The following is a 4,133-nucleotide window of genomic DNA, read 5'->3' as shown; positions in this document are numbered from 1 at the left end:
TGCAGCCATGCATGCAGGTCCGCCCACAGTGGCTTCGCATGGCTGCATCTTCTCGACAGCCGCTCATCGCTCGTCAGCGCCGACAGCTCTCGCTCGAGGCGGTAGATCTCCGCGATGCGACGCAGCGCCTCCTCAGCGACAGCGCTCTTGCCCGAGTCGAGCAGCAGTTCATCGAACTTGCGTCTGGCATGAGCCTTATGCGGAGCTCCGCATAAGGCGCATTATCTCGAGCGTCGTTTTATGTGGAGTAGCGACCGTCGACCTCAGGCGCTGCGCGGTGTGGCGCGGTCCTTGGCACCGCATAAGAACTGCAAATCCAATATGCAGTAGCCGGCGTATACCGCAACATGGTCACCTCATCGGCCGTGCAGACACGCCCCGAGTGCCCGCCGAGGGCGAGCACTATCTTGCGCACATGGCATGCCGACCGCAGCATCAGCGATTCCAGCGCGGGGCGGTACCTGAGCGAGATCGGGAGCTTCCGCCGGTACTGCGTGTTGCTCGGCTTGCGGGAGATTGACGAGCTTACCGACGAGGGGGCTAGGCGCTTCCGCGCTTGGTGCTCGCCGGCGCGCGCGAGCGAATCAGGCAATCTCGGGAACACAAGTTCGTCGCTTCGCGCCCTGCGGCGCGTCTATGAGGTCATGGGCACGCAGCTTCCGCCGTGGAAGCCTATGAAGCGCCGTGCACCGCCCGAATCGACCGTCTTACGCGGCTATGCCACGCACCTCCTTCAGCACCGGGGCAACCCAGAGGTAACCGTCCACAAGAAGCTCGACCACGTCGGCAAGCTGATCGCTCACTTGGCCGCCTCGGGCAAGTCCTGGCGCCAGATGCGCCTGCCTGACATCGACACGTTTCTCATTCAGTGCGCCCGCACCTACTCGCGCGCCACGACGGCCGATATGGCCAGCACTGTCCGATCCTTCGCCAGGTTCCTGCTGACCAGCGGCCGCATTAGTGTCGACTTGGCTGATGCCGTGATCTCGCCGGTACAACCTCAGTTCGAGCGACCGCGGCGTGCTTGGCCCTGGGAGGACGTTCAACGGCTGCTGCACGCGGTGGACACGAGCACGGCGCGCGGGCTGCGCGACCACGCGCTGCTGCTGATGATGAGCACCTATGGCCTCGGGGCTGGCGAGGCGATCCGGCTGCAGTTGCAGGACATCGACTGGACCGCCGGCACGCTGCAGATGTCGCGCCCGAAGACCGGCGTCACCTACGTTCTGCCGTTGCTGCCGGCCGTGGGCAAGGTGCTGGCGCGCTACCTGCGACACGGCCGACCGGCGCACACACCCACGCGTCACGTGTTCGTGCAGGTGAAGGTTCCCTTCGCCGCCCTTACTTGCTCCTCCGCGGTGCGGCACATTCTCGTCAAGCACGCCAAGGCTGCCGGCATTCAGGCGACCTATCTGGGCAGCCACGTCCTGCGGCACTCGAACGCCGCGCGGCAGCTCGACGTCGGCACCCAGCCTCGGGTGCTGACGGAGTTGCTGGGGCACCGCGACTCGCAGTCGCTGTCGGCCTACGTCCGCATCGCCACGCAGCCGCTGCGCGATGTCTCGCTGCCGGTGCCGCGATGAACACCAAGGTCACCGCGCAGAGCCTGGCCGTTGACGCTGCCGAGTTCCTCGAGTTCAAGCGCGCCATGGGCATGGGCTACCGGCGCGCGGAGTTCGTGCTCAACAGCTTCGTGCGCTTCGTCCGTGAGCGCTATGGCGAAAGTCCGGCACCGCTGGAGGAAGTCGTGCCGCTGTGGGCGGCGCGCATTGACGGCCGCAAGGCCATCACGGTAGGAAACGAGTTCGGTGTCGTTCGGCAGCTATGCCTGTTCCGTCGCCGGGGAGAACCTCGTGCGTTCGTTCCGGAGCACGCAGTGGCTCCCGTCAAGGAGTCGGTGTTCGTGCCCTACATCTTCAGCCGCGAAGAGGTCCTCGCCATGATCGAGGCGGCCACACGGCACGAGGGGCGCAGCATGTGGGGTGCGATGTTGCGTGCGCTCAGCCTGGTGCTGTACTGCACCGGCATGCGGTTGGGCGAAGCCACGAGACTGCGCATGGAGGACATCGATCTGCGGCAGCGGACCCTGACCGTGCAGCGAAGCAAGGGACGATCGCGCATCCTGCCAATCCGCGATGATCTTGTGGTCGAGCTTCGGCGGTACGCGGGGCGCCGCGACGAGATCCTGGCCGCCAACGGTGTTGCCGTGTCACCGGCGTTCTTCATCCGTCGCAACGCAACGGCACTCACCCTGCGTGCCGCTTCGGACGTGCTGCGCCGGCTGCTTCGGGATTTGGGGTTGAAGCCACCAAAGGGACGTGCCGGTGCCAGACCGTATGAGTTCCGGCATGCGTTCGCCGTGCATCGGTTGACCGAATGGTCGATCGCAGGCGTAGACGTGCATGCTCGGTTACCGATGTTGTCAGCCTACCTGGGCCATGTGAACGTGCTGGGTACCGAGGTCTACCTCAAGGCCACCCCCGAGTTGCTGCAGTTGGCGAGCCAGCGCTTCGAGCAGCACGCCAGAGGCCGGCGGCGCGCACCATGAGCCGCACGTCCTCGCGTGACCTGTTCGCCCAGGTCGAGACGTACTTCACCGAGTACCTGCCCCGGCAACGGGGCGCAAGCGTGCATACCATCCGAGCGTACCGGGTTACCCTGACGTTGCTGTTCAAGTTCGTCGCCGGGCATCGCGGCCGAGGCGTCGCCTCCCTGCAGTTGAGCGACCTGGACGCCGAAGCGGTGATGCGCTTCCTCGATCACATCGAGCTCGAGCGATCGAACTCACCGGCGACGCGTAACTGCCGCAGGGCAGCGATCCGAGGCTTCTTCAAGCACCTGTTGCGTAGCGACCTTGTGCACTCACAGCAGTACGTGCGGGTGCTGGCGATCCCTGCGAAGAAGGCCCGGCAGAGGCCAGCTACCTACCTCGAAGCGGAGGACGTGCGTCTGATCATCAGCATGCCGGACCGGCGCACGCATGACGGTTGGCGCGACTACACGCTGCTGCTGTTTCTCTACAACTGCGGTGCCCGGGTCGCCGAAGTTGCCGGTCTGCGGTGGGACGACCTGCAGTTGGTCGTTCCGCGCCAGGCGCGCCTGCGCGGCAAGGGCAAGAAGGAGCGTTTGCTGCCTCTGTGGCCGGAGACGGCGAACGCGCTGCATCGGCTGCGCGGCATGACCTGCAGTGCCGAGCACCAGTGCGTGTTCGTCAATCGGTACGGGCAACCGATGACTCGCGACGGGATCGCCTACGTGCTTGCCAAGCATGTGGCCGCTGCGGTTCATGCCGACCCCGCACTCCAGCGTAAGCGCATCACACCTCACGTGCTGCGGCACAGCTGCGCTGTCGCGCTTCTGCAGTCGGGGACCGATGTCACGGTGATCCGCGATTACCTTGGCCACGCCAGCGTCGCCACGACGGGGCGGTACATCACAACCAACCTGCAGATGAAGCGCGATGCCATGCAGGCGTTCTGGAAGAAGGCGGGTATCGAGCCGGCGAGGGTCAAGCCCTGGAAGCCGAAGGCCGACCTACTCGCGTTCCTGCAGTCCCTCTGATCGATTGAATTCTTATGCGGTGTCAGGGCCCGCGCCACACCGCGCAGCGCCTTAGGTCGACGGTCGCTACTCCACATAAAACGACGCTCGAGATAATGGGCAAGGCATCCGGCGGCGATGCGTCCGGGCGTGGCACTCATCACGCTGTCGTAGGCCTTGTATTCATCGCGCACCAGCGTGCCGCGCCAACTTCGCTCGTCCTGACCACCCGCAGCGCCCAGGAACGCGATCGGATACTGCGCGCCGCGTCCCTCGCAGAAGTCGTAGATCACGCCCGGCACTGGATCGAAGGCGCTGCGTGCGTAGGCCCAGACGTAGGCCTTCTTGGTCTTGCCCCGACCCGGGTCGAGCAGGGCCACCGGCGTTTCGTCGGCATGGAGCACCCGGGCGGAGAGCAAGAAGCGCTTGTGCGCGTCGTAGAGCGGCTCCAGTGCCGCGCCGCCTCGGCCAGACCAGGCTGCCAGTGTCGAGCGCGGCGTGTGCACGCCCGAACGCGCGTTGATGGCCTCCTGGCGGTAGTACGGCAGGTGATCCACGAAGCGGCTGATCAGGGTGTGCGCCACCAGGCCGGC

The 4,133-nt window shown here is 65.7% G+C and carries 3 protein-coding genes and 2 pseudogenes; 3 read left to right on the top strand and 2 right to left on the bottom strand.

What is annotated here, in order from left to right:
* Nucleotides 1–182, bottom strand: a pseudogene (locus tag AC1DF3_RS36600) (IS66 family transposase); the annotation flags it as partial.
* Nucleotides 183–407: 225 nt separating this feature from the next.
* On the opposite strand from AC1DF3_RS36600, the gene AC1DF3_RS36595 reads away from it, so the two are divergent.
* The 3 genes and pseudogenes from AC1DF3_RS36595 to AC1DF3_RS36585 all read left to right on the top strand — a co-directional run.
* Nucleotides 408–1,583, top strand: a complete 1,176-nt coding sequence (locus AC1DF3_RS36595; RefSeq protein ID WP_478142754.1) for a tyrosine-type recombinase/integrase — start codon at nt 408–410, stop codon at nt 1,581–1,583.
* Nucleotides 1,580–2,548 carry a tyrosine-type recombinase/integrase gene (locus AC1DF3_RS36590; protein ID WP_478142753.1) on the top strand — a complete coding sequence of 323 codons (969 nt, stop codon included), beginning with the start codon at nt 1,580–1,582 and terminating at the stop codon, nt 2,546–2,548. Before AC1DF3_RS36595 ends, AC1DF3_RS36590 begins: the two co-directional genes overlap by 4 nt.
* Nucleotides 2,545–3,384 (top strand): annotated as a pseudogene (locus AC1DF3_RS36585) (tyrosine-type recombinase/integrase); the annotation flags it as partial. The gene AC1DF3_RS36590 and the pseudogene AC1DF3_RS36585, both read left to right, overlap by 4 nt.
* 8 nt (nt 3,385–3,392) lie before the next feature.
* On the opposite strand, the gene AC1DF3_RS36580 reads toward AC1DF3_RS36585, so the two are convergent.
* Nucleotides 3,393–4,133 (bottom strand): IS66 family transposase (locus AC1DF3_RS36580; protein ID WP_478142752.1); only part of this gene is annotated, 741 nt, incomplete at its 5' end.

The sequence above is a fragment of the Variovorax sp. 10N432 genome (assembly GCF_056394465.1).
Note: the sequence above shows the minus strand (reverse complement) of the source record. Positions and strands in the feature narration are given on the sequence as shown.